The organism is Paraburkholderia silvatlantica, from assembly GCF_003096715.1.
In the GTDB taxonomy this organism is placed as follows: domain Bacteria; phylum Pseudomonadota; class Gammaproteobacteria; order Burkholderiales; family Burkholderiaceae; genus Paraburkholderia; species Paraburkholderia silvatlantica.
The window spans coordinates 25,733-46,677 of sequence record NZ_QEOL01000013.1; the positions used below are offsets into that span (position 1 = coordinate 25,733).

Sequence of the window (20,945 nt, forward strand, 5' to 3'; positions counted from 1 at the left end):
AATGGTCATCCACACTTTGCGCGGCGATTACGGGCACGCATTGTGCGCATGGCGCCGATACGGCGGCGAGGACGCCGCCCGCCAATTGCGGAGGGGAAAGTCATGAGGCCAACGGTGCTAGGCGTGTACGACAGCTACGCGGATGCGTGTTCGGCGCAGCGCGCATTGGGTGAGGCTGGAATAACGCAAGCCGATATTGCCATCTACTCGATATCGGTCGATGCGCCCCGCGAAAAGGGGCCACGTGTCTACGTACAGGGCGCTGTCGATGTGCACCACCACAAGAAAGTCTTCGATCGGCTCGAGCAACTGTTCGCGCGCATCTTCACGAGCGGACAGTATCCACCGGATGCAGAGGATTACAGGGAATTCATCCGACGCGGCGGCACGGTAGTCAGCGTCGATGTTTCCGAATCGCAAGTCGATCAGGCGATTGAAACGATGCTCCGCACAGGTGCCGCCGATATCGAGGAGCGCGCCAACGCGTGGCACGCTGGTTCTGCGAAGGCGCGAGGTCCGGAACACGCAGCGCATCCGGACAGCGCGGTGACCGGCGAGCGTGCCAGGCCGCACGAAACACACGGATGGCAAGGCGACACGCGGGCCGCGTCGGCGGCGCGGCCGACGGCTTCCCCAGGCACTCCTGCTGCTGCAGCGCGCGGATCTGCACCGCCCGTGGAGAAGCAGCCGCACGCAGCGGGCGCGTCTGAAGCCGGGTTCGCGCGCACGAGTGCGGATGCCGGCGTCAAGGCGCACACCGCGCAGGCGCCCGACGCCAACGCCGCTGCGTCAAACGCCCAGCGTCCAGTGGGGACGGGCTTCATGGGCGACCCGGGTCTCGGCGGGCAGCATGACGACCCATACCCGAACGACAACGAATTCAGGAAGGACTACGACGCACATTTTGCGAACACGGGGGCGTCATTCGACGAGTATCGGCGTGCCTACTCACACGGCGCCACGCTCGGACGCGACGAGCGGTATCGCGGGACCGACTGGCAGGGCGTGGAAGCGAATGCGCGCGCGAACTGGGAGTCGCGATATCCGGAAAGCGGATGGGAGCGCTTCAAGACGGCCGTGAGACACGGCTGGGAACGTGTCAGAGGCGGCGGCTAGTTTGGAGCTCGAATACTTGTGGCTTGAATAACCGCGCGCCTCAATCCGCAAACGTGGGCAGATTTTATGCGCGCTACGAGTGCATGGTCACATGTCGGCGCGGCCGGCTCGTTCGTTGCCGCGCTGCGTTTCTCGACTGGGCCGGCGGGGGCCGCTTAAGCGTTGATCCAGGCGCGCGCCTGTTCCAGTTCGTTGATGTGGAACGCCTTGATTTCAGCTTTGGTAAAGAATCGCGCAAAATGCATCGAGGCGCGAATCCAGGCCGCGTCCGCCACCACCGCGGCGCGTGTGACCTCGCGGGCGACGGAGACGCCGAGCGTCATGTCGGTCCACAGCGCCTTCGGCTCGATACCGCTGAAATGCTCGATGCGTTCGAGCACACGGGTCTTGCCGTTCAGTTCAAGATCGCCACGCATGCGCTCGATGGTTTCGCGCAGTTCGTGGTCGGTGATTTTGCCTTCGACGGTAATTTCGACGACCGGCGAATCGGGAGTGGTGTGATACTGGATCATGACGGGCCCCCTGGGTACGGAGACGTTACACGCTCAGGCGCGGTAAAGCCTGGCGTTCGATAGCTTTCTCATGCTACTCCTTTTCACGCGCCCCAATGCTTCCCGCAACCACGCGGTGTGCCACGGTTTTCCTTCCACGCCGTTTTGCAAAACTTTGCAAAACGAATCACATATTTGCAAGTGCATAAAAAAAGCCGCATACAAGGATGCGGCCGAGGGGTGCGCCTAACGGGAGGCTATTCCGTATCCAGGCGCATCGCCAGATTACTCAAGGCGTGTGACATTCATCCAGCCGACAAAAAAGAATGCGCTTCGTGTCGATACAGCACAACAGCAAAATCAGGGAATCTTGCGGCGCACTGCAGTCTGGGTTAGATCGGCCGCGTCGCCTTTAGTGAAGGTGCTTCACCGGACCCGTCGCTTACCACGGAATCGTCTGATTTTCCCAGCGGGTGAATGTCCCTGACGGGCCGTTCGGGCCCAGCAGAATGACGCGCACCGCCTCGCGGGCACCTTCCTCGACGGTTTCGGTGCCCGTATAGCCGTTGAGGTTCGTGCGGGTGTAGCCCGGAGAGACAGCGTTGACCCTGATTCCCTCGGGCTCCAGTTCGATCGCCATGGCAACGGTCAATGCGTTGAGCGCCGTCTTCGACGCGGGGTATACCGGACCGAAGATCGAGCGCCACGGGAACGCAGGGTCCGCGTTCGTCGTGAGCGACCCGAGGCCACTCGACACGTTGAGGATGCAGGCGGCCGTCGAGTTGCGCAGGAGTGGCAGCATCGCCTGATAAACGGCCAGCACGCCGAACACATTGGTGTCCCACACCGCGCGCATTTCATCGAGAGAGGCATTGCTCGGGCGGGTGGTCTTCGCAAAGTCCTCGACGGACTGGCCGGGCTGCCGGTTCATGCCCGAAATCGCGGCGTTGTTGACGAGCACATCGAGCCGGCCGTGCTCGTCGCGAATGCGCTGCGCGGCGGCGGCGATCGAAGCCTGATCCGTCACGTCGAGCTGGAGCGCATGCGCGTTCGGCCCAACCTCCCTGGCCGCGGCCTCACCGCGTTCGAGATTGCGCGACCCGACCAGTACGGTGAGGCCATGTGACGCGAGATCTTTCGCGATCTGAAGACCGATTCCCTGATTGGCCCCGGTGACGAGGGCTATGACGTTGTCCTGCATGCAAATCTCCTGGTGTTGATTAGTTCACCTCAGCTGCCCATGCTTCGGCGTCGGCGCCGGCGGGAATGTGCATCGGAGTCGAGGGGTCGGTCGCCGCGCGCCACACAGCCTCGGCGACGTCCTGTGCCCGGGTGAGGGGGGATGCTGTGTCCTCCAGATGCGCGAGGACCTGTTTGACGAGACCGGCGTAGGCTTCGTTGTCGAAGCCGTGGATGTGGGCACGTGCGTTCTCTCCAAAGCGCGTCTCCAGCGAACGGCCCGGTAGCACGAGCCGCACCCGAACGCCGAACGGCTCTAGTTCCAGCGCCATCGACTCGGTGAACGCGTTCACCGCAGCCTTGCTCGCGCGGTACGCGCCGATCAGGGGCAGCGCCTTGAAAGTCACACTCGACGTAACGTTCACGATGACGCCGGCCTTGCGCTCGCGGAACTGGGGCAGCACCGCCTGTGTCACCGCGATCGTGCCGAACGTGTTGGTCTCGAAGACCTCGCGCACAGCCTCGATCGGAGCGAGCTCAGCCGGGGAAGCTGCGCCGAAGCCCGCATTGTTGACGAGGACGTCGATCGGACCCGCGGCCAGGACGGCCTCGCGTACGCTTTCCGGCTTTGTGACATCGAGCGCGAGCACGCGCAGGTGTTCTGAAGGCGGCAGCACGTCCTCACGCGGCGTGCGCATGGTGGCGACGACCCGCCAGTCACGGGCCAGGAAGTAGCGAGCGATCTCGAGCCCGAATCCGGAAGAGCTGCCGGTGATCAACACGGTTTGCATGGAATCTCCTTTGGCATGGTTTGCGTGTGTTCATACAATAGATCGCGCAGACCGTACTTGCTACAATCAAAGATCCGAATTTCGTTTGCAGGAGTCCGGCAATGATCGATCCGTTGGCGGAAGTCGTGACGCTGCTGCAGCCGAGTGCGCGCTACTCCAAACTCGTCCTCGGCGCCGGCCGCTGGCGCATCAGTCGTTCGGGTGCAGGCGAGCCTTTCTATTGCGTCATCCTCGATGGCGGGTGCTGCATCACGATCGGCGATCAGGCGCCGCTCGAACTCGTGGCCGGTGACTTCGTCCTGATTCCCGCGTCCTATGGAATCGAGATGAGCAGCCTCGAGCCTCCCCCGCCGGACCTCGAGCCAGTCGTGCCCGTCGCGCTGGGCAACAATGAATTCAGAATCGGCGCGCCAGAGGACCCCATCGACTCCCGCATGGTGGCGGGCCACTGCAGCTTCGGGTCGCCGGATTCATCCCTGCTGGTTTCGCTGCTGCCGCAACTCGTGCATGTTCGCGGCCAGGAACGGCTGGCCACACTCGTAAAACTCGTGCGCGAGGAATCGGGAGAGCAGCGGCCTGCGCGCGAAGTCGTGCTCTCACGTCTGCTGGAAGTCCTGCTCATCGAAGCACTGCGCTCCACGGCGGGAACCTGTGCGCCACCGGGCCTCGTGCGTGGCCTCTCCGACAGCCGCCTCGCGGCTGCGATCCGGGAGATGCACGAGCACCCGACGAAACCGTGGACGGTTGCCGCGCTCGCGAAGGAGGCGGCGCTCTCACGTTCGACGTTTTTCGAGCGCTTTAGCCGCGCAGTTGGCGTCGCGCCGATGGAATACCTGCTGACCTGGCGCATGGCGCTCGCGAAGGATCTGTTGCGTCGCGATCACGGCCGTATCGCCGAGATAGCGCAACGTGTCGGCTACAGCTCGGCCAGCACCTTCAGTGTTGCCTTCACGCGGCACGTCGGCCGGCCGCCGACGCAGTACGCGCGTGAGGAGCCGGTGACCCCGGATGGCGCATAGGCGGGCTCAAGCGGGTTGCCGACAGCGCTGGGGTGTGCGCATTGCGGGCGTCGAGACACCGACGATGCCCCGACTCTTTTCTATTACACGCCATGTAATTGGCGAGGCTGCGGCGCGTCACTACGCTTTGGCTGTCGTGTCATCGCCCCTTGATGCGCGCGTCCAACTCCCAAGGAAAGATAATGGCTAACTTCCCCGTATATACACTCGAATCGGCACCGGAAAGCTCGAAGCTCGCGCTTCGAGGTCTTGCTGAAGCATTCGGCATGGTCCCCAACATTGCCGGCGCAATGGCCGGCTCGCCGAAACTGATCAACGGCCTGACCGGCGTGTTTCAGCAGGTTCACAGCGGCAGCTTCACGGAGGCACAGATTCAGGCCCTGTTGCTCACGAATGCCGTCACCAATGGCTGCACCTGGGCCGTCGCCTTTCACACCTTCCTCGCACTCAAGGAAGGGCTCAGCGAAGCCGATGTGCATGCCATTCGTGCCCGTCGTCTGCCGGCCGACGAAAAGCTTGCGGCGCTCTCGCATCTCGCGCGCACGTTGATCGACAAGCGCGGCCGTCTCGACGATCAGGACGTCGCTTCCTTCACGGCCGCCGGTTTTGCCCCGGCCCTGGTGCTCGACGTCATCCTGGTTGTCGCTGCGTCGACCATGACGAACTACGCCGGCAGCGTCGCCAATCCGCCGCTCGAGGAGATGTTCCGGCAATACGCCTGGCATGCCTAATCACCACGTGCTGATGCACCCGGCGAGGCTTCTTCAAAGACACCTTGCCTTCAGCCGATGACTTCGTGATAGGGCGGATTCTGCACGACCGGGAACGAAATTGTTGGGGGAACGCACCTTGCTGGCCGCATTGGACCGGCAAGGTACGTCCGCAAGCCCGCTATGAATGTGAACAGGCCCTGGGCGTTGCCGCGCTGGCGGGTGTCTGGTCGTCCGCGATGATCATTGGCGTTCGCTAGCGGTCGAGATGAGACAGCATGGGCGGCAGATAACGTGTGCCCGCGGTCTGGTGTCCGGCAAGGAAACTCCGGATGCGATCCAGTTCCGCTGGCGTCAGGCGAACTGAAGCTGCGTTCACGTTTTCTTCAAGGTATTTGCGCCGTTTGGTGCCGGGGATCGGCACCAGATCGTCACCTTGCTCGAGCAGCCAGGCGAGTGCGAGCTGGCCCGGTGTCACGGACTTTTCTTCGGCAAGGGCCTTGACGAAATCTGCGAGCTTGACGTTCGTATCGAAGTTGCTGCCCTGTATGCGCGGATCGTTGGCTGCTCGCCAGTCGTCGGCGGGAAGTTCCTCCGCGCGCCTGGCGTTGCCGGTCAGGAAGCCCCGGCCGAGCGGACTGTAGGGAACAAAGCCGATACCCAGTTCGCGCAGCGCCGGCAATACCTTGTCTTCGACGCCGCGCTCAAATAGCGAATACTCGCTTTGCACGGCCGAGACCGGTTGCACGGCATGGGCGCGCCGGATGGTATCGACGCTCGCTTCCGACAAGCCGAAATAGCGAACCTTGCCTGCGGCGATCGCGTCCTTGACCGCCCCCGCCACGTCCTCGATCGGCACGGCGGGATCTACGCGATGCTGGTAAAGCAGATCGATGTGATCCGTCTGCAATCGGGCCAGCGACGCATCGATCACCTCCCTGATATGGTCGGGGCGGCTGTCGAGGCCGCGTACTCCGTTGTCGAACCTGAAGCCGAATTTCGTCGCGATCGTCACCGTGTGACGACGCCCTTTTAGCGCGCGTCCGAGCAGTTCCTCGTTGGCGAAAGGGCCATAGATCTCTGCGGTATCGAGGAATGTGCAACCCAGATCGATCGCCCGGTGAATCGTGGCGATCGACTCTGCGTCATCGGGCGTGCCGTAGGCGTAGGACATCCCCATGCACCCCAGCCCGATCTCCGAGACGACGAGTCCTTCACGTCCAAGCTTGCGCGTGTTCAGCATATTGCCCTCCTGTGATGGCTAGCTGTCTACAATGGCACGCGCGTCGAATACGTGTTAGCACGATACTCTTGATTCCTTGCACGATTCTTCGATGCTTGTCTCGCGTGGGCGGCAACACGCCAGGCGCATTTCCCGCAGACGCATAGCCAGGTTTGCGGCGGTTATCGCACGCGGCAGCCTTTGCTGACGTACAAGCACGCACGAGCGCGCCAGGCGCTGCCCCGGTACAGCCCAGTGTCAAACCTGCGGCATTGCATCGCGTTTTCGGTTTCCCAGCGGCATTTCTCCGCCAGTCCATATAAGATGCATTGAAAATGAATGTATTGGCGAGAGCGATCATGACCGTCTTCCGGATCGAAGAACCCACCCCCGCGGCTCGCGGCGGTTTCGCGCTGTGGGCGCTCGGCCTCCGGCCGTTTTACCTTGGCGGTGCGCTCTTTGGCGGCGCGGCGCTGCTGGCCTGGATGGCCACGTATGCCGGCCATCCGTTGCCGGGCCCCAGTTCGTACCTGCCGGGCATGTTCTGGCACGCGCACGAGATGATTTTCGGCTTCGGCGCAGCGATCGTGGCGGGTTTTTTGCTGACCGCCGTGCGCGCGTGGACGTCGGTCACGCCGGCGCAGGGCAAGTCGCTGGCGGCGCTATGGCTGCTGTGGCTCGCGGGGCGCATCGCCGTTGCCTGGGCACCGTCTGGCGTCGCCGCCGTGGTCGACAGCCTCTTTCTCCCCGTATGTACGCCCGTCCTGCTGCGCGTGCTCATCGGCGCAAAAAACAGCCACAACATCTTTTTGCCGGTGGCGCTCGGCATGCTGGCCACGCTGAACGTGGCGTTCCATCTTTCGATGCAGGCCGGTCGCGCGGACTGGGCGCTGCACAGCGCGTATCTCGCCGTGGGCATGCTGGTGCTTTTCATCACGATCATCGGCGGGCGCATCATTCCGTCCTTCACGGCCAATGCCGTGCCGGGTTACACGGCACAGCGCTGGCATGCGGTCGAGCATGCGGTGATGCCGCTTAGCGCGCTGGCGTTCGTGCTCGACGCCGCGCCCGGCTCAGGCGTGCCCGTCGCGCTGGCCGCGCTCGCGGCGGCGTGCGCACAAGGCGCGCGGATCTGGGGCTGGCGTTCGTGGCGTGTCGGTAACCGGCCGATCCTGACCATACTGCACATCGCCTATGCGTGGATACCCGTCGGCTTCGTGCTGCTCGCGCTCGCCGCATTGGGGCTCGTCGCGCATACGCTCGCCATTCACGCGTTCACGGTGGGCGCCATCGGCTGCGCGATCATGGCGATGATCACACGCACGGCGCGCGGACATACGGGCCGCAAGCTGGTGGCCGGCGGCTTCGATATCGCCTGCTATGCGTTGCTCGTGATCGCCGCGGTGATTCGCGTGGTCGGACCGTGGCTCGCACCGCGGTGGCTCACGTTCTGGATCGAAGCGTCAGGCGCGTGCTGGGTCGTTGCGTTCGCGGCCTATTGCTATCGCTATGCCGGCTGGCTCATTGCGTCGCGTGTCGATGGTAAGGAGGGCTGATCCATCGGCCTTGCGCACGGCGTATCGCGCGAGTATGTTGACTGGCGAGCGCTGGACGCGCGCAACGCCTTGGGTCCGCCGTCCACGCGGTTTCGCCGCTAGCCGCGCGTTTTCTTTAACCTGCGTTCGGCTGCGGCGGCGGCCAGGGTGATCAGGACGCCGTAACGTGCAAGGCTGCGGCTTCCACCGTGAAGTGAACGTGCGAGGCGCCATCGCTTCTTGAGTCAATGCGGCGAGCCGTACCCTTGTACCTTCAACAGATGCTCGCGCATGCAGCGTGCTGCGGTTTCGCCGTCGCGGGCGAGAATCGCATCGACGATGGACTGGTGCTGCTGCGCGAAAGGATGGCGCGTGGCCTGATCCGTGGTTTTTTCACGCTGGGTCGGCTTGACCCGCATGCCGTCGATCACTTCCATGAGGGCAATGATCGCAGGATTGCGCGAGGCCTGTGCGATCAGCAGGTGAAAGCGCTTGCGCTGTGCTTCAATGCCCAGCGCCAGTCAAGGGCGCCTCACGCTTGCGCCATCTCGAGAAGCTTCGCCACGGTATTCATGTTGCGCGCCGTTCCGGTCTTCGCCGCAGCGATCTTGAGCTTCGAGCGCCCGATACCGTCCTTGTAGAACACATAGATCTCGCGCTCGCCCAGGCGGAATTCTTCCGCCTGCTGGCCGCTCACGTTGTCGAATGCATCAGCGGGCGGCGGCGTGTCAAGAAAGATGGCGACAGTGCGATCAGGCGCGGCAGCGGGAAACGGGTTGCCCTGCAGCACTGCGGCCAGTTCCGCGGCAGTGCGCACCACCACGCCAACGGGTTTGCCTGCATAAGCCTCCAGGCTCTGCTCGAGCTTCCTTTTCACCGATGCTTCGGCCAGCCGGCTCTCGAAGACCACGTTGCCGCTCGCGATATAGGTGCGCACTTGCGTGAATCCGAGCGCTTCGCACATGCCGCGAAGTTCGGGCATGGGGAGCTTGCCGGTTCCGCCGACATTCACGGCGCGTAGCAGGGCGATATAGACGGGCATCGGTTTGTTCCGGGAAGTCGCGAGTCAGTTAGTCAGGGCGCTGCAAGTCGGTTACGGCGAGGCCTTCGTTTGACACGATGGCGGGGCGCCTGCGCGCGTTGATTGTCACGAAGACCGCCATCAGCACCATGAAGGCAGCGAGCAGCAAGGCGCTGTTGACGAGCACGTGTGCATAGCCGAGCTGTGCGACGTCGATGAACGGATAGGGGTAGAAGTCGGTCTCGCTGCCGCGCCAGAAGGTGACGGCAAGATAGCCCAGCGGATAGACGAGCCAGGCGAGGCGATCGCGAGCACTCAGGGTGAAGCGCGGGACAAATAGCAGCCAATACGCCGCGCATAGCAGCGGGATCAGGCTGTGCAGGCTCTCGTTGAGCAGCGCACGATAACCGTGCGGCGTCCAGAGATGCCGCAGCAGCAGATTATAAGCAACGCCAACGAACACGATATACACCGTGACTGCGCTCACTGCGCCCGGAGCGCGGAGCAAGCGTGCCGGCCACGCGCGCACGCGCAGCGCAACGCAGGTGAAGGTGAGCGCGACGAGCAACACCGTGAGGTTGGTCAGGTAGGCCGAAAGCCTGCCGATGGCCTCGAACGTGTCGAAGCCGCGCAGCACCATGCGCTGGATCGTAACGTCGGTTTGCGCGGCAAGCGCTCCCCACGCGAGCAGCGCGATGACGCCCGCCAGCGCGGTGCCGTAGGGGCTTGGGGGTTGCGTTGTGGCGGTAAGCGGCGCGGCAGCCGCGCGTGCGGGTAGTGGTTGTTCGGGCATGCAGCGATGGTAGCGCACAAAGATCATGCGCGTCTGAAGCTGCTCTTCCCCGGCGGCGGGCTATTTGACGTGGGCGCGCGCCGAAGCCGAAACGAGATACAGGCGTATGAGATCGCGCAGTTCGGCCATCAGCGCGGCCCGCGCCGACGGCTCGTTGGCATGGCGACGCCCTTGAGCATGTGGATCAGCACGATCGCCATGATTTTTGCCCTGGCCGGCTTGAGATGCGCTATTGAGCGGCTCAGGATGTCGGCAACGCCGCCACGCATCGCTTTGCGAAAGCGCTTGCGGTGGTCGTCGCTGCCGCTACGGGCGTCGACGAGTGCAACGGCAAAGCTGCGCTGCGATTGCAACAGCAGCACGAAATCGACGAGCGCGTCGGCTACGGCCTCGAGCGTTATCTCCGGAACCTGCTGCTCCGGTTCGGCGAGTCCGTTCTTTGTCTGCTGTGCGTAACGCGGCAACGGCGCTTCGGCCGGCGCCCCTTGGTCGGAAAGAAGCGATACAGCGAGCCGATAGCGGTCGATGAGGCGCGCCGCAATTGCGGTCATGGCGTCGTCGTCGTAACCCTTCTCGCCGATTGAGGCCGAAGCAAGCCTGCGGCGATGAAAAAAGCAGTTGCATGGATTAGGGGAAAACCCTATACTTCAACCGTCTCCTCCATGTCTCTTTCTGATATGGATTCAGCCCGCTCTCGCAGCGGGTTTTTTCTTTTCTGGCGCCAGTTTGCGCGAGCCGCCAGCTACGCTTGCCGTCATTCCCTTACGAACACAAAATCGCATTTGCGTGCGGTCGTGCGCAAGCCGCTGCCTGAAGTCGCGTCGAACTGCGCGCTGACTTCGTACGAATAGGTCGATCGAGTGTTGGCGTGGAGCGACGAGGCGCTCAGGCCTTGGGCGACGAGCGTGGCAGACCCATCGGGTTCAAGCTTGCCGTCCAGCGTGAGCCAGCCGCCCGCGTCTCGTTCGCCATGCTCGCCGTGCAGGATGTTTTGCTGGATTTCGGCGGGGAATCGATATCGGTAGCCCGATGTACCGTCAGCGCCTTTGGGGCATGTGAGCGTCACGTTCCAGTCGCCGTCAAAGGTGCCGGCGGCGTGAGTCGCGGGTATTCCGCCAGCAAAGCCAGCACACACAGCGATGCAGCGCACGGCCAACGTTAATTTAGCTACCCGCATTGCGGCTCCCGGTGTCGAGTCATCTGGCACTATTGTGGCCGCAATTGGCGTGCCGGTATGGGCGCCGTCGCACAGTATGCTTCGCGGCAGCAAGGCAACTGGTGCAGTGGTGCAGCCTTCCGGCAGCCTGGCTGAGGCATAATTATGCAACTAACTGTCCAGATCGCCCATAGTCATCGAATTTGGCCCGCACAAGCGCAGAAGAGTCCGGCCATCGACGTGAATACCGTCCTCGCCCGCCGGCCGAGGCCTTCCTGCGTCTGCGCATGCTGCCCGGTGAATAATCGCAAGCTTGCGATTATTCACCGGGCAGGAAGTCCAGCCGGTCAAACTGGGCGGGCTCATGATGACGCAACGTCCGCACGAACCGCTTGACGCTGTCGTATCCAGCGGCGAAGCCAAACCGGTCCACCAGATCCTGGTAGATGGCCATGGCGTTGCGCCGCAATCGCAACTGGGCCTCGATGAATTCCCGGTGTGGTTCGCAAGCCGATACCTGGCTGCTTGCCGGTGGGCAGGGTGGAGGAATTTGCAGCTCGGCGCCGGTGGGCACCGTGGGGGAATTTGCCTGCGCCGCCGCGAATTGCTCCTGGTACTTACGGATCGTCTTCCGGTCAACGCCCGTGATCCGGGCGATCTCCCGCTGACGTTTGCCTGCGGCGACGAGCGTGGCGATGGTTGTTTGCAGATGCGGCTTCAAGACATTCACTCCAACAACCCCTCTTCTTCATTCTTCGAGGGGTGCAAGGTAACGTCCTGCCAGACCACGCCAGCATCATGCTCCGCGTGTCTCTAGGTGGGGGATTTTGAGGTGCCCACAGGTGGGGGAATTTGCCCGCCCATCGGGGTCCCGATCCGCTTCACTGGCCCGGAACGGGAGCGCGACCAGTTGCTCGCGGCTGTCGATCACGGCCGCGCATTGATCCTGGCCGATCTGCCCGCTGCCTCGCTCACGCAACTCAGACAGTTCGACGCCGATACCGATACCGGATTCTTCGCGGAGCTGGATCGCAACGGCTACCGCGCAACCCTGGTCAATGTCATGTCACCGTTCAGTGCCAGTACCCGCACGGTGCGCGAAATGATCGAACTCGCGGGCGAGCAGATTACGTGGTCGCGGTCAATCAGTGGTTCGGAGATCGGGAAGATTTTTTTATGTGGTATGGCAACGCGAACAATGCGCCCAGTTCTGGACGCACGATGCTGCCGCAGTTCGGCGGCGTCGAAATCGCGTTGCCCCAACTTCAGGCCGGCGTGCTCGTCGCCCTCGATGAACTGATGCTGACCTTCTCGGCTGCGCGTGAAGATTCTCGACTGACGACGCCGCAACGCTCACGCCTGCATCGCTGGATGCGTGCGCTCGATGACCAACTGGACCGGGCTGCCACCTCTCTGGGCCTGACGGAGAACGGATGATGAGCAGCAAGGCATTCGATGAGCTGCTTTCGCGCCTGGAGCCCGAGGACCGCGACCGCATCCGGGAGATGGCGATTGCCTACGGGCTGACCTTCGATGACCCGTCCTGGATACCGTTTGCGATCACGCAGATGACGCTGGACGAATTGCAGGATCAAGTCGGCGACGCGTCCGCAGCGATGAAGGAAGCGGCCGATCTCGCCCTGCGCCGGATCGGCAACAGCGCGCGCAACGTGCAACCAGGTCCAAGCCGTGATGGAAACACAGTCGAAAGCGGTTGAGGAACTGCGTTCGGCCATACTCGACATCGAACGGGCTTCGCTCACGGAATATCGGGCCGCCCTGGCCCGGTTGTCGGATCAGCATATCGGCCAACTGATCGACGACAGTACGGACGGCATCGTGCAGGACATGGTTGAACGACTAACCGGCGAAGAGGGGCTGCTGGTCGGCAGCGCGACCCGGCACTCGGCTGCGCTCGACGAGGCCGGGCAGAAGCTCATCAGGTCGATCGATGCAGCGGTCGCCCGGATCGACGACGCCTCGCGCAGAGCAGCCGCCGCCTCGATGTGGCGGGCCGTCCGCAACACGGGGTATGTGGCCATCGGAACGATCGCGTTATCCACGGTTTTGATGGCCCGGTCAGTAGTATTTTTCAGTACGCACCACGATATGACGGGCGGAGGTACTTCGCAGGCATGCAGCGCACCAAAACGAGCCGAACATAACATCTCATAGCTTCATTCATTGGGCATTCGTGCAACATGAGCCACGGCACGACTCGGAACGCTTGGTAGGCGAAGAAGCTCAGAATATCTAATATTAACCCTTCTTCATTGCTCGCAAGAACCGGATCGCCCGTTCATCGTTCAAGTGCGCTGTATTGAAGCGAATCCACGGCGTAGCTTCACCGTTGGGCCTATGGTAACTCCCGGGCTGGAGCGCAATTCCAAGCTTTGCGGCCTCATTCACCATGACCTCCGAATTATCAATTCCTGGGAATTTCGCCCAAATAAGCGTTCCACCGCATGGCTCTCCAAGCACCTCCCAACCGGCGTCGTGAAGATGCCCCAACGCGGTAGACAGTGCGCCGTTGACTCTGCGGCGTAACCTATCAAGGTGCTTACGATACGCTCCATGTTCAAGCAAGGCAGCAGTCACTCGCTCACTGAAACGCGTTCCACCTAGCCGGGTGAGGACCTTTACATCTACAAGCCGGTTGATTCGATCGGCCGTAGCAACCAGATATCCTAACCTCAAAGATGAAGATAAGCTCTTCGAGAAACCGCCGACATAGATCACTCGATTTAGCCGATCAAGCGCCGCGAGGCGAGCCGATGGGATTGATTGAAAATCAGCAAACACATCGTCTTCAACGATCATAAAATCATGCTCATGCGCGAGCTGAAGTAACCTGAATCCCACGTTTGGGGCAACATTAGATCCTGTCGGGTTATGCAAAGCCGTATTAACGAAAAAGACCTTTGGCTTATTCTCTTTCAATAGATCTTCGACCACATCTATATCGGGTCCGGTTGGCAACCGCCGAATCCCGATCAACCTTATCCCCTGCATTTTCAAAAGGCCGAATAAATTGAAGTAACCCGGATCTTCAACAAAAACGGTGTCTCCCGGCTTCAATATCAGCCGAACTACCAAATCCAATGCCTCACTCGCGCTGTCGGTTAGCATAATGCTCTGAGGCTCAACTGCTAGCCCGAAGAAGCGCAAACGTTGCTGGATCTGGCTACGCAAACCTGCGTCGCCTTGCGGCGTCGCATAGTCAATCAAGCTACGCGAATCCTTTCGCATTGCTTGGCGGATTGCCTGCGTAATACCGTCTACATCGCGCCATGCTTCTGGAATCAAGCCGATGGAAAGGTTAAGTGTGTAATCCGGCGAAGCGAACTGTTCTCGAACCTGGTTCGACTCCGGGGCAGCAAGGTCGGGATTCACCCCACCGATTGAGCGTTCGAGGTCGACACTATCAGCCACATAGTAGCCTGAGCCATGTCGAGAATAAAGCAGGCCACGGTTAACCAGCCTGTCATACGCCTCCAAGATGGGGAAGCGGCTGATTTGTTGCTCCGCTGCAAGCTGCCGGATCGACCATAACTTCTCCCCAGCGTGCAAGCGCCCATCTCGAATAAGCGCCTCAATCTGCCCAACAATCTGTTCTGTCAGAGACAGACTCGATCCCGCATCCAAGTTGATCTTCATTTCCATCCCCGAAGGAACTGTTGACCATAAGTCAACGAACAGTCTCTACAAACTATGTAAACAGTTTATACAAGATAGTTCACTACTGTTCATTCCATCTGTCAAATTTTAGCGGAACAATCAACCCGTGCCCCGTGCTGGGCTAAATCAGAAAGGCGACGTGGAAATGGCGATATCCCCGTTGAATTCGAGCAAAAAACGACGACGCGTCAGGGTCAAGTAATCATGCCATTTGCATGATGGTCTTAATCACGGTGCTGCCTCGGAACGATATGTCGATTTGCCAGTAAAACGGCAAGGCCGCTGCTCGCCGGCCTCCAGCGAGCGTTCTTCAATCTTGTTTTTAGGAGAAAGTCATGTCGCAAACGACTACGCAACAGCCGGTCATTCTGGTCAAACCGCGCAACACGCGTCCGGTACTGATCCCCGTTCATCTGTAAAAGAACGGCTCTCCGATAGGACCCGGCGCCATCGAAACATTGATGGCTCCGGTTGTACGATCAATATGCTTGGAGCATAGCGTGGATCAAATCATCTCGGAGTCGCGAAAATTCTGCCTGAACTCGTCCGTGGTTTCGCATACGCCGCTCATAGTCAGAACCGCGGCCGGCGATGAATTTGAACTGGAGACGGGTGCAATCACGGCGGATGAAACGGCTAGTTTGCTGAACAGCCTCACTGAAGAGAGGGATGTAGCCCAACTCGCAAGCCTTCTCCCCACTCGATCAACAGAGTATGTTCACACGCTCGTTGACCACTTGGCTGTGCACGGAATAATCCGTCCTGTAGTGCCATCAATCGGAAGGACCGGCTTGGATGCACTGCTCGAAATAGAGGACCTCTCGAACCGTCTGCTATATCAAACGCTTTACCGCAACGAGTTCTGGATCAATTGCTCGAATGCTACGAAGCCAGGTGATATTCCCCAATCCGTGATCTACGGCATGGTCATCGAGAACTATCACTTTCTCTTCCGGGAAAGCTACTTCGATGCTCCGGTTCTGTCATACGTTCCGAATACTGATGTCCGACTCGCTATGAACGAGTTCTTCGCCGAGGAATACGGTCACGATGAACTACTCTTGAAATCGCTCAATCAGATCGGTATTTCGCGAGAAGACTTGGCTCACACAGTACCGCTACCTCAGACCATGGCGCTTTGCAACAGTTTAGCCTATTGGTCTCACAACGATCCGCTCTTTTTTTTCACGACGCTCGGAATTCTGGAGGGCAAGGATATCCGGCAAGACTCGTTCCTCGACGCCGCATATCGCATTGGCATAGACTCTGATTTTCTGAAGCCGGTGAAAGCACACTCCGACATCAATCTTCAAGGCGAGCACGGCAGCCTCACGCGAAAAATTTTCTCGAAAATTCCGGTCGTCGACAACGAAACGATGCGGCGTATGCGTGCACTGACACACCTGTTCATCGAACTTTACGACGCATTCTACTCCTCTGTCTGGCAGCATTATTCGAGTACTGGCGAACTCCTTCGGCGGATCGACAAGCTTTGATCATCCTTTGAGGTAAGAATATCATGCAAGCACCGGGAACCACAGAACTCTTCAATTTTCCGACGTTGCGCTCGGGTGTCGAAATCGAGGGCAGCGAGGACGGCATTGCGCTGATCTACGGCAATCAGTCATGTGATATTTCTACTAGCGGTGACGCCAAACAGTCGATGCGCGCATTGGTTAACGCCTTAAAGGACGGAAATTCGTCTATTGACGATTTACGCGTTCGTCACCAATCGCTTGCAACATCAATCGATCCGCTTTTAGAAGAGCTGGATCGCTTGGGGCTGGTTACGGAGTCGAAATTCGAATGGCCACTTGACGCACGTTCCGGCCAAGAATTCAACTCACATATTCGTGACCTTGCTATCCGTGCCACGCGTACCCGTTGCAAGTCGAGGCTGTTCTCAATGATGAAAGATGGTTCCTTGACACGCGAAATGCTTATCGGGTACGCGCTCGAATACTATTACCTCGTTCGCGAAGCGCCTGGGCTCATCGCACCTGCGCTTTCGCAGGCCGATAGTCGAAGGAACAGGCAGGCGGTTCAGCGCTTTCTGGTGTCCGAACTCGATCACGACTTAATGCTTGCCGACTGCCTCAATGCAGCCGGAATCGATATTTCACAAGGAAAGCTCGATTATCTGATACCACTTCCCTCCACATTCGCACTTTGCGCAGCGCTTGGTGTATATGCCAAGCAACATCTTCTTTCCTTCAAAAGCATTCTCTTTTTATTCGAAATACCAAGTATTCGCTTCAACGATATGCTCTCTACATATTGTTCCAAGGTAGGTCTCCCTGACGGCTTCTCAGCGCCGCTGTTCAACCACGCGAACATTAACGACTCGCTTGATCATGAAGACGTGACCGCAGATTTGCTAAACGATTTGACTGCGATCTCGCGAGAAGAACAACTTGTCGTCGAGAAAAACGTTGTACTAACAGTTGAGACGATGGCCCAGCAGGAAGAAGAGATCATCAACTATTACGGGCAGCCAAACGCAGTCATTCCCCGAATTTTCCAGTGATTCTGCATGCAGGGAGTTCAAATCATGGAAGCTTGGCAGATCCATCGCTATGACAAGCCGTGCCTCGTTCCACTTTCGGCCCAACTCGATGAAGACGGACAGACGGTACTACTGAGTGCGGAATCGAACGAATATGAGATTGCGTCGACTGAGGTCGATGGCCCGCGACTGCTCGATAGTCTCCTTTCAATGGGCGATCCAAATGCTCAGATTTGGTCCGACATCAAAGATGGGCTGGCACTCCCTTGGCAACAATCGTTAGCGAAGCAGCTTGATGAACTGTCGCTCGTGCAGAGCAAGCCAGCCGACGAAAACGTGCTGAACGAATTGGGTAGCCTTTACGAACGATTGGTACAGAATGCCGCCGAAACGCTGGTCAAGATATCAGGCGATAGACCTGACGCGTATCGAAAAGCGATTTCTACCTTTGTTCGTATCCTCGACCTATCGCTGCCGCAAGCCGACGCGTTTTCTGTCTCAGACATCCCCAAAGTCAACGGCAACGGTGGAGATAACTTCGCCATACAGACATTCTTCCTACAGAGAATTTATGTGGAGGAAAATCTGCCGATCATAGCACCGCTCTGGCGACAAGTTCTACGCATGACAGGACGTCGACTCGGTATGACGTTCGCCGATGATGGACTCTCCCCTCCCACTCAAACAACGGTGATCTGTGCTGGGCTCTATTGCACCGCGCACGTAGAAACCTACTTGATGTGTCTCGTTGATCTCGTGCACCTTGCGACGACAGAAGATTGCGTTCGCCGCATCAAGATAGAAACGTCGTGCGATCATGTTGACACTGGCCTCAATTTCATGCGCCGCGCCGAACAATTTGCCCTATCCGGCCTCACTCGTCTCGGGGAGTCACGTTTCGTCAAGAGGATCAACGACGATGCGGCGCAATTTGGTCCAGTCGTACAAGGTCTTTTCATCGAGCAGTATCACGTGACTCAGCGCTTCGTCGAAATCATAGCCCCACTGATGACCAAACGCACCCGCTCGCCGGTCAAGCAACGTGCCTATCGTTATTTTCAGGAAGAACTTGGGCACGAGGCCTTCGAGCGTGCCACATGCATCGCGCTTGGCGTGGGTGCAGAGCAGCTCGACGCAGCATTGCCGCTCCCGTTGTTTCAGGCTTACGTAGATGCATTCACAGTACTTGGTCGTTACGACTCCATCGGCTACATGAGTTCGATCATGGTCACCGAGGGCATGCTAGGCGTCGACAATCCAGTTCATCACCGTCTCGAAGTGCTGGCATCCTCGAAAGTCGACTATCAGCGCGTCGCGAAGCGACATGATGATCTGAATGTCGAATTGAATCATGCCTCGCTATCTCGATTGTTCTTCGAAGAAGTGGGGGCCATTTCACCCGAGGCCCAGGAACGTGCGCTCGCTAGTCTTGCGTTCCTTATCGAACTAAATTTCCGCGCGATGGATCAGGCTGCTGATTTTTATGGCGATCAGAGCGACCTGACGATGTGCTCGCTCGCAACCTATGCGACAGCGCTTAAGTGATGGAAGATCAAGCGGCCGACGCTGCCATCTATGAGCGTTTCGTCAACCCAGCATGGTCGAACATCGTTCGATCTACCGGGTTGGACATGAAACCGGTACGCGCTTCAGGTAGCTGGCTTTATATGGAGGACGGGAGAAAGATTCTGGACTTCGTCACGGGGTACGGAGCAATGCCGCTGGGTCATAACCCGTTTGCATTGCTCGAACGCTTCAGTTCGGATCTGCAGACCCTGCTCCCCAACCTGAATCCGCTTGGCATATCCGCAGATGCCGGCGAGTTAGCCAAGAAGCTGATCGAGTTAGCCGGCATAGTTGATGGCAAAGTGTATTTTGGTAACGGTGGTGTCGATGCAGTCGAAGCCGCTCTCAAGTTTTCAATGGTTCATACAGGACGCACCGGCATCGTCACAATTGAGGGGGGATTTCATGGCCTCTCGCTGACGGCCACGTGGCTAGCTGGGTCCGATTTCTGGCGTCGTGACTTGCCTGCACCGCCTGCGCAGTTCAAACAATCGCCTTTGGGTGATACAGATTCTATCGGGTCTCTGCTTGCGAACAATGATGTGGCTGCCGTTTTGCTAGAACCCGTTCAGGGAACTGCCGGAGCACGCGTATGGAAACAGTGTGACCTGATGAAAGTGGCAGATCTGTGCGCAAAGCATGGAACGGTGCTCATCTTCGACGAGATTCTTTGCGGCATCGCGCGAACGGGGCATTGGTTTGCCTACCAGACATTGGATGTTCCCGCACCGCAGATAGTACTTATATCGAAGGCACTGACCGGGGGCATCTTCCCCGTATCCGCTGTCTTGATGCAAGATGCGATCTATCGGTCTGTGTTTGCAAGGGATAGCGCTGCCAAAATTCATGGGGCGACATTCAGCGGCAACCGACTTGGCATGCGTTGCGGTTCGCATGTGCTTTCCCTTTTACACGAACTTGACATTTGCTCAAACGTGCAAATACGTGGTGAGTATCTGAAGCTCGGTATCGATCGATTAGGCTCGAAACTTGGCTTCAGTTGCGAAGGCATCGGCCTTGCCCGTTCGATACACGCAATGCCGGAATGCGTGCATCGCTTTGGAGACGATGTAGCAGTCCAACTATGGCATGCATTGCTGACGCGGAATGTGCTCACGATTCCCGCTGCTCACGACCTGACATCGGTGCGCCTTCTGCCGCCCTTAAACGTGACCGCAGATGAAGTGGATCTGTTCTTACGTATATTCGACGATGTACTGCAAGATCTTTTTAGTGAAGAGGGGGCCGCATGAAAATAAGGCATATTTTATTAGCCTGCGTTGTCGCGGCAATTTGGGGACTAAGTTTTGTCGTAGTCGCTATCGGTTTGCGCGGCTGCCCGCCGCTGCTATTAGCTGCACTACGCTTCATGATTGTATTTGTATTTGGCGTCGCCTTTCTTTCAAGGCCAACATTGCCACTAAAATTATACATTCGGGCCGGCTTATGTTTGGGTGTCATCCAGTTTGCATGTATGTTTTCAGCAATCCATTTGGGTGTTCCCGCTGGCATTGTGTCGGTGCTCGCACAGTTACAGGTATTCATCACGCTGCTATTATCGGGTATCGTACTTAGAGAACGATCCAATTCGATGCAGCAAAGCATGATGGCACTTGCATTGTTTGGCGTACTGCTACTTGGCTATGCGCGATATCACGCTACGCTTCCGATCACTCCAGTCATTCTGGCACTTCTTGGAGCCGCAGGCTTCGCGTGGGGAAACATTGAGTTAAAACGCGCGGGAAAAGTCGATATGTTCGCTTTTACTGTTTGGATGAGTCTAATCCCACCAATTCCTTTGTTGCTTCTTTCTATTTTAATGGAAGGAGGGACGACAGGGCTATTCAATGCGCTGGAGCACCTGACCTGGATGAGCATATTGGCACTACTCTTCCTTGCCGTAGCGGGGACACTATTTTCGCTTGGAGCTTGGGGAAAGTTAATGAACCTGTATCCCGCTGCGGTAGTCGCACCATTTTCACTGATTAGCCCAGTTTTCGGTATGGTCGGTGGCTGGATCGTCCTCGGTGAACGCTACGATGCGGTAAGCATTATTGCATCGGGCCTAATCGTGCTAGCGCTCGCCGGAAACACCTATGTGTCGAGGAGTAACCGGCATCCCGTTAATAATCGGCGAGTACAAACCTCGACCTAATGCGGAG

The 20,945-nt window shown here is 58.8% G+C and carries 22 protein-coding genes and 1 pseudogene; 12 read left to right on the forward strand and 11 right to left on the reverse strand.

Annotation, left to right across the window (positions count from 1 at the left end; translation table 11 throughout):
* The first annotated feature begins 102 nt into the window (after nucleotides 1-102).
* On the forward strand, nucleotides 103-1,116 hold the full coding sequence (locus C7411_RS18110) for a hypothetical protein (RefSeq protein WP_110385761.1): 1,014 nt from the start codon (nucleotides 103-105) through the stop codon (nucleotides 1,114-1,116).
* Between the two features lie 155 nt (nucleotides 1,117-1,271).
* Here C7411_RS18110 and C7411_RS18115 read toward each other — a convergent pair whose 3' ends face one another.
* From C7411_RS18115 to C7411_RS18125, 3 genes are all read right to left on the reverse strand, one after another.
* Entirely contained in the window at nucleotides 1,272-1,628 is a 357-nt protein-coding gene (locus C7411_RS18115) for a SpoIIAA family protein (protein ID WP_110385760.1), read from the reverse strand.
* A gap of 421 nt (nucleotides 1,629-2,049) precedes the next feature.
* Nucleotides 2,050-2,808 (reverse strand): SDR family oxidoreductase, encoded by a 759-nt coding sequence (locus tag C7411_RS18120; RefSeq protein ID WP_110385759.1) that lies wholly within the window; start codon nucleotides 2,806-2,808, stop codon nucleotides 2,050-2,052.
* Nucleotides 2,809-2,827: 19 nt separating this feature from the next.
* Entirely contained in the window at nucleotides 2,828-3,577 is a 750-nt protein-coding gene (locus C7411_RS18125; RefSeq protein WP_110385758.1) for an SDR family oxidoreductase, read from the reverse strand.
* Nucleotides 3,578-3,678: 101 nt separating this feature from the next.
* Here C7411_RS18125 and C7411_RS18130 point away from each other — a divergent pair, with 101 nt between their 5' ends.
* Together C7411_RS18130 and C7411_RS18135 are read left to right on the forward strand one after the other, a co-directional pair.
* Nucleotides 3,679-4,596 (forward strand): AraC family transcriptional regulator, encoded by a 918-nt coding sequence (locus C7411_RS18130; protein WP_110385757.1) that lies wholly within the window; start codon nucleotides 3,679-3,681, stop codon nucleotides 4,594-4,596.
* 182 nt (nucleotides 4,597-4,778) lie between these two features.
* Nucleotides 4,779-5,327, forward strand: a complete 549-nt coding sequence (locus C7411_RS18135; RefSeq protein WP_110385756.1) for a carboxymuconolactone decarboxylase family protein — start codon at nucleotides 4,779-4,781, stop codon at nucleotides 5,325-5,327.
* A gap of 235 nt (nucleotides 5,328-5,562) precedes the next feature.
* Here C7411_RS18135 and C7411_RS18140 read toward each other — a convergent pair whose 3' ends face one another.
* Nucleotides 5,563-6,549 (reverse strand): aldo/keto reductase, encoded by a 987-nt coding sequence (locus C7411_RS18140; RefSeq protein WP_110385755.1) that lies wholly within the window; start codon nucleotides 6,547-6,549, stop codon nucleotides 5,563-5,565.
* Between the two features lie 338 nt (nucleotides 6,550-6,887).
* Here C7411_RS18140 and C7411_RS18145 point away from each other — a divergent pair, with 338 nt between their 5' ends.
* Nucleotides 6,888-8,084: an NnrS family protein gene (locus C7411_RS18145; RefSeq protein WP_243413216.1), complete on the forward strand. Its 1,197-nt coding sequence runs from the start codon at nucleotides 6,888-6,890 to the stop codon at nucleotides 8,082-8,084.
* 224 nt (nucleotides 8,085-8,308) lie between these two features.
* Here C7411_RS18145 and C7411_RS18150 read toward each other — a convergent pair whose 3' ends face one another.
* The 6 genes and pseudogenes from C7411_RS18150 to C7411_RS18175 form a co-directional block, all read right to left on the reverse strand.
* The gene (locus tag C7411_RS18150; RefSeq protein ID WP_243413217.1) at nucleotides 8,309-8,500 is read right to left on the reverse strand and encodes an FCD domain-containing protein; all 192 of its coding nucleotides are present in this window, start codon (nucleotides 8,498-8,500) and stop codon (nucleotides 8,309-8,311) included.
* A gap of 95 nt (nucleotides 8,501-8,595) precedes the next feature.
* A complete protein-coding gene (locus C7411_RS18155; RefSeq protein ID WP_110385752.1) occupies nucleotides 8,596-9,105 on the reverse strand; it encodes a DUF1697 domain-containing protein in 510 nt (169 codons plus the stop codon).
* A gap of 28 nt (nucleotides 9,106-9,133) precedes the next feature.
* Complete coding sequence (locus C7411_RS18160) at nucleotides 9,134-9,877, reverse strand: Pr6Pr family membrane protein (protein ID WP_133253672.1); 744 nt, start codon at nucleotides 9,875-9,877, stop codon at nucleotides 9,134-9,136.
* A 128-nt stretch (nucleotides 9,878-10,005) separates the two neighbouring features.
* Nucleotides 10,006-10,428 (reverse strand): hypothetical protein, encoded by a 423-nt coding sequence (locus C7411_RS18165; protein ID WP_110385750.1) that lies wholly within the window; start codon nucleotides 10,426-10,428, stop codon nucleotides 10,006-10,008.
* 203 nt (nucleotides 10,429-10,631) lie between these two features.
* Complete coding sequence (locus C7411_RS18170) at nucleotides 10,632-11,054, reverse strand: hypothetical protein (protein WP_133253673.1); 423 nt, start codon at nucleotides 11,052-11,054, stop codon at nucleotides 10,632-10,634.
* Between the two features lie 301 nt (nucleotides 11,055-11,355).
* Nucleotides 11,356-11,763, reverse strand: a pseudogene (locus C7411_RS18175) (IS21 family transposase); the annotation flags it as partial.
* A gap of 401 nt (nucleotides 11,764-12,164) precedes the next feature.
* Between C7411_RS18175 and C7411_RS18185 the strand changes: the two are divergent.
* Genes C7411_RS18185 through C7411_RS18195 form a run of 3 tightly spaced genes read left to right on the forward strand, consistent with a single transcriptional unit; the run spans nucleotide 12,165 to nucleotide 13,208 of the window.
* Nucleotides 12,165-12,470 (forward strand): hypothetical protein, encoded by a 306-nt coding sequence (locus C7411_RS18185; protein WP_133253675.1) that lies wholly within the window; start codon nucleotides 12,165-12,167, stop codon nucleotides 12,468-12,470.
* Nucleotides 12,467-12,751: a hypothetical protein gene (locus C7411_RS18190; RefSeq protein ID WP_110385746.1), complete on the forward strand. Its 285-nt coding sequence runs from the start codon at nucleotides 12,467-12,469 to the stop codon at nucleotides 12,749-12,751. Before C7411_RS18185 ends, C7411_RS18190 begins: the two co-directional genes overlap by 4 nt.
* Complete coding sequence (locus C7411_RS18195) at nucleotides 12,723-13,208, forward strand: hypothetical protein (RefSeq protein ID WP_133253676.1); 486 nt, start codon at nucleotides 12,723-12,725, stop codon at nucleotides 13,206-13,208. Before C7411_RS18190 ends, C7411_RS18195 begins: the two co-directional genes overlap by 29 nt.
* Before the next feature lie 84 nt (nucleotides 13,209-13,292).
* On the opposite strand, the gene C7411_RS18200 is transcribed toward C7411_RS18195, so the two are convergent.
* Entirely contained in the window at nucleotides 13,293-14,690 is a 1,398-nt protein-coding gene (locus C7411_RS18200) for an aminotransferase-like domain-containing protein (RefSeq protein WP_110385744.1), read from the reverse strand.
* 521 nt (nucleotides 14,691-15,211) lie between these two features.
* Here C7411_RS18200 and C7411_RS18205 point away from each other — a divergent pair.
* From C7411_RS18205 to C7411_RS18225, 5 genes are read left to right on the forward strand one after another with little or no spacing between them, the layout of a single operon-like run.
* The gene (locus tag C7411_RS18205) at nucleotides 15,212-16,207 is read left to right on the forward strand and encodes an iron-containing redox enzyme family protein (protein WP_243413218.1); all 996 of its coding nucleotides are present in this window, start codon (nucleotides 15,212-15,214) and stop codon (nucleotides 16,205-16,207) included.
* 23 nt (nucleotides 16,208-16,230) lie between these two features.
* Entirely contained in the window at nucleotides 16,231-17,238 is a 1,008-nt protein-coding gene (locus tag C7411_RS18210) for a heme oxygenase-like domain-containing protein (RefSeq protein WP_110385742.1), read from the forward strand.
* Between the two features lie 24 nt (nucleotides 17,239-17,262).
* Nucleotides 17,263-18,762: a hypothetical protein gene (locus C7411_RS18215; protein ID WP_133253677.1), complete on the forward strand. Its 1,500-nt coding sequence runs from the start codon at nucleotides 17,263-17,265 to the stop codon at nucleotides 18,760-18,762.
* A complete protein-coding gene (locus C7411_RS18220) occupies nucleotides 18,762-20,036 on the forward strand; it encodes an aspartate aminotransferase family protein (RefSeq protein WP_110385740.1) in 1,275 nt (424 codons plus the stop codon). Before C7411_RS18215 ends, C7411_RS18220 begins: the two co-directional genes overlap by 1 nt.
* Complete coding sequence (locus C7411_RS18225; RefSeq protein WP_110385739.1) at nucleotides 20,033-20,938, forward strand: EamA family transporter; 906 nt, start codon at nucleotides 20,033-20,035, stop codon at nucleotides 20,936-20,938. Before C7411_RS18220 ends, C7411_RS18225 begins: the two co-directional genes overlap by 4 nt.
* Nucleotides 20,939-20,945 lie beyond the last annotated feature (7 nt).

Coding starts and splice junctions, on each gene's coding strand:
- C7411_RS18110 (WP_110385761.1), top strand. CDS start 103: ATGAGGCCAACGGTGCTAGGCGTGTACGACAGCTACGCGGATGCGTGT.
- C7411_RS18115 (WP_110385760.1), bottom strand. CDS start 1,628: ATGATCCAGTATCACACCACTCCCGATTCGCCGGTCGTCGAAATTACC.
- C7411_RS18120 (WP_110385759.1), bottom strand. CDS start 2,808: ATGCAGGACAACGTCATAGCCCTCGTCACCGGGGCCAATCAGGGAATC.
- C7411_RS18125 (WP_110385758.1), bottom strand. CDS start 3,577: ATGCAAACCGTGTTGATCACCGGCAGCTCTTCCGGATTCGGGCTCGAG.
- C7411_RS18130 (WP_110385757.1), top strand. CDS start 3,679: ATGATCGATCCGTTGGCGGAAGTCGTGACGCTGCTGCAGCCGAGTGCG.
- C7411_RS18135 (WP_110385756.1), top strand. CDS start 4,779: ATGGCTAACTTCCCCGTATATACACTCGAATCGGCACCGGAAAGCTCG.
- C7411_RS18140 (WP_110385755.1), bottom strand. CDS start 6,549: ATGCTGAACACGCGCAAGCTTGGACGTGAAGGACTCGTCGTCTCGGAG.
- C7411_RS18145 (WP_243413216.1), top strand. CDS start 6,888: ATGACCGTCTTCCGGATCGAAGAACCCACCCCCGCGGCTCGCGGCGGT.
- C7411_RS18150 (WP_243413217.1), bottom strand. CDS start 8,500: ATGGAAGTGATCGACGGCATGCGGGTCAAGCCGACCCAGCGTGAAAAA.
- C7411_RS18155 (WP_110385752.1), bottom strand. CDS start 9,105: ATGCCCGTCTATATCGCCCTGCTACGCGCCGTGAATGTCGGCGGAACC.
- C7411_RS18160 (WP_133253672.1), bottom strand. CDS start 9,877: ATGCCCGAACAACCACTACCCGCACGCGCGGCTGCCGCGCCGCTTACC.
- C7411_RS18165 (WP_110385750.1), bottom strand. CDS start 10,428: ATGACCGCAATTGCGGCGCGCCTCATCGACCGCTATCGGCTCGCTGTA.
- C7411_RS18170 (WP_133253673.1), bottom strand. CDS start 11,054: ATGCGGGTAGCTAAATTAACGTTGGCCGTGCGCTGCATCGCTGTGTGT.
- C7411_RS18190 (WP_110385746.1), top strand. CDS start 12,467: ATGATGAGCAGCAAGGCATTCGATGAGCTGCTTTCGCGCCTGGAGCCC.
- C7411_RS18200 (WP_110385744.1), bottom strand. CDS start 14,690: ATGAAGATCAACTTGGATGCGGGATCGAGTCTGTCTCTGACAGAACAG.
- C7411_RS18210 (WP_110385742.1), top strand. CDS start 16,231: ATGCAAGCACCGGGAACCACAGAACTCTTCAATTTTCCGACGTTGCGC.
- C7411_RS18215 (WP_133253677.1), top strand. CDS start 17,263: ATGGAAGCTTGGCAGATCCATCGCTATGACAAGCCGTGCCTCGTTCCA.
- C7411_RS18220 (WP_110385740.1), top strand. CDS start 18,762: ATGGAAGATCAAGCGGCCGACGCTGCCATCTATGAGCGTTTCGTCAAC.
- C7411_RS18225 (WP_110385739.1), top strand. CDS start 20,033: ATGAAAATAAGGCATATTTTATTAGCCTGCGTTGTCGCGGCAATTTGG.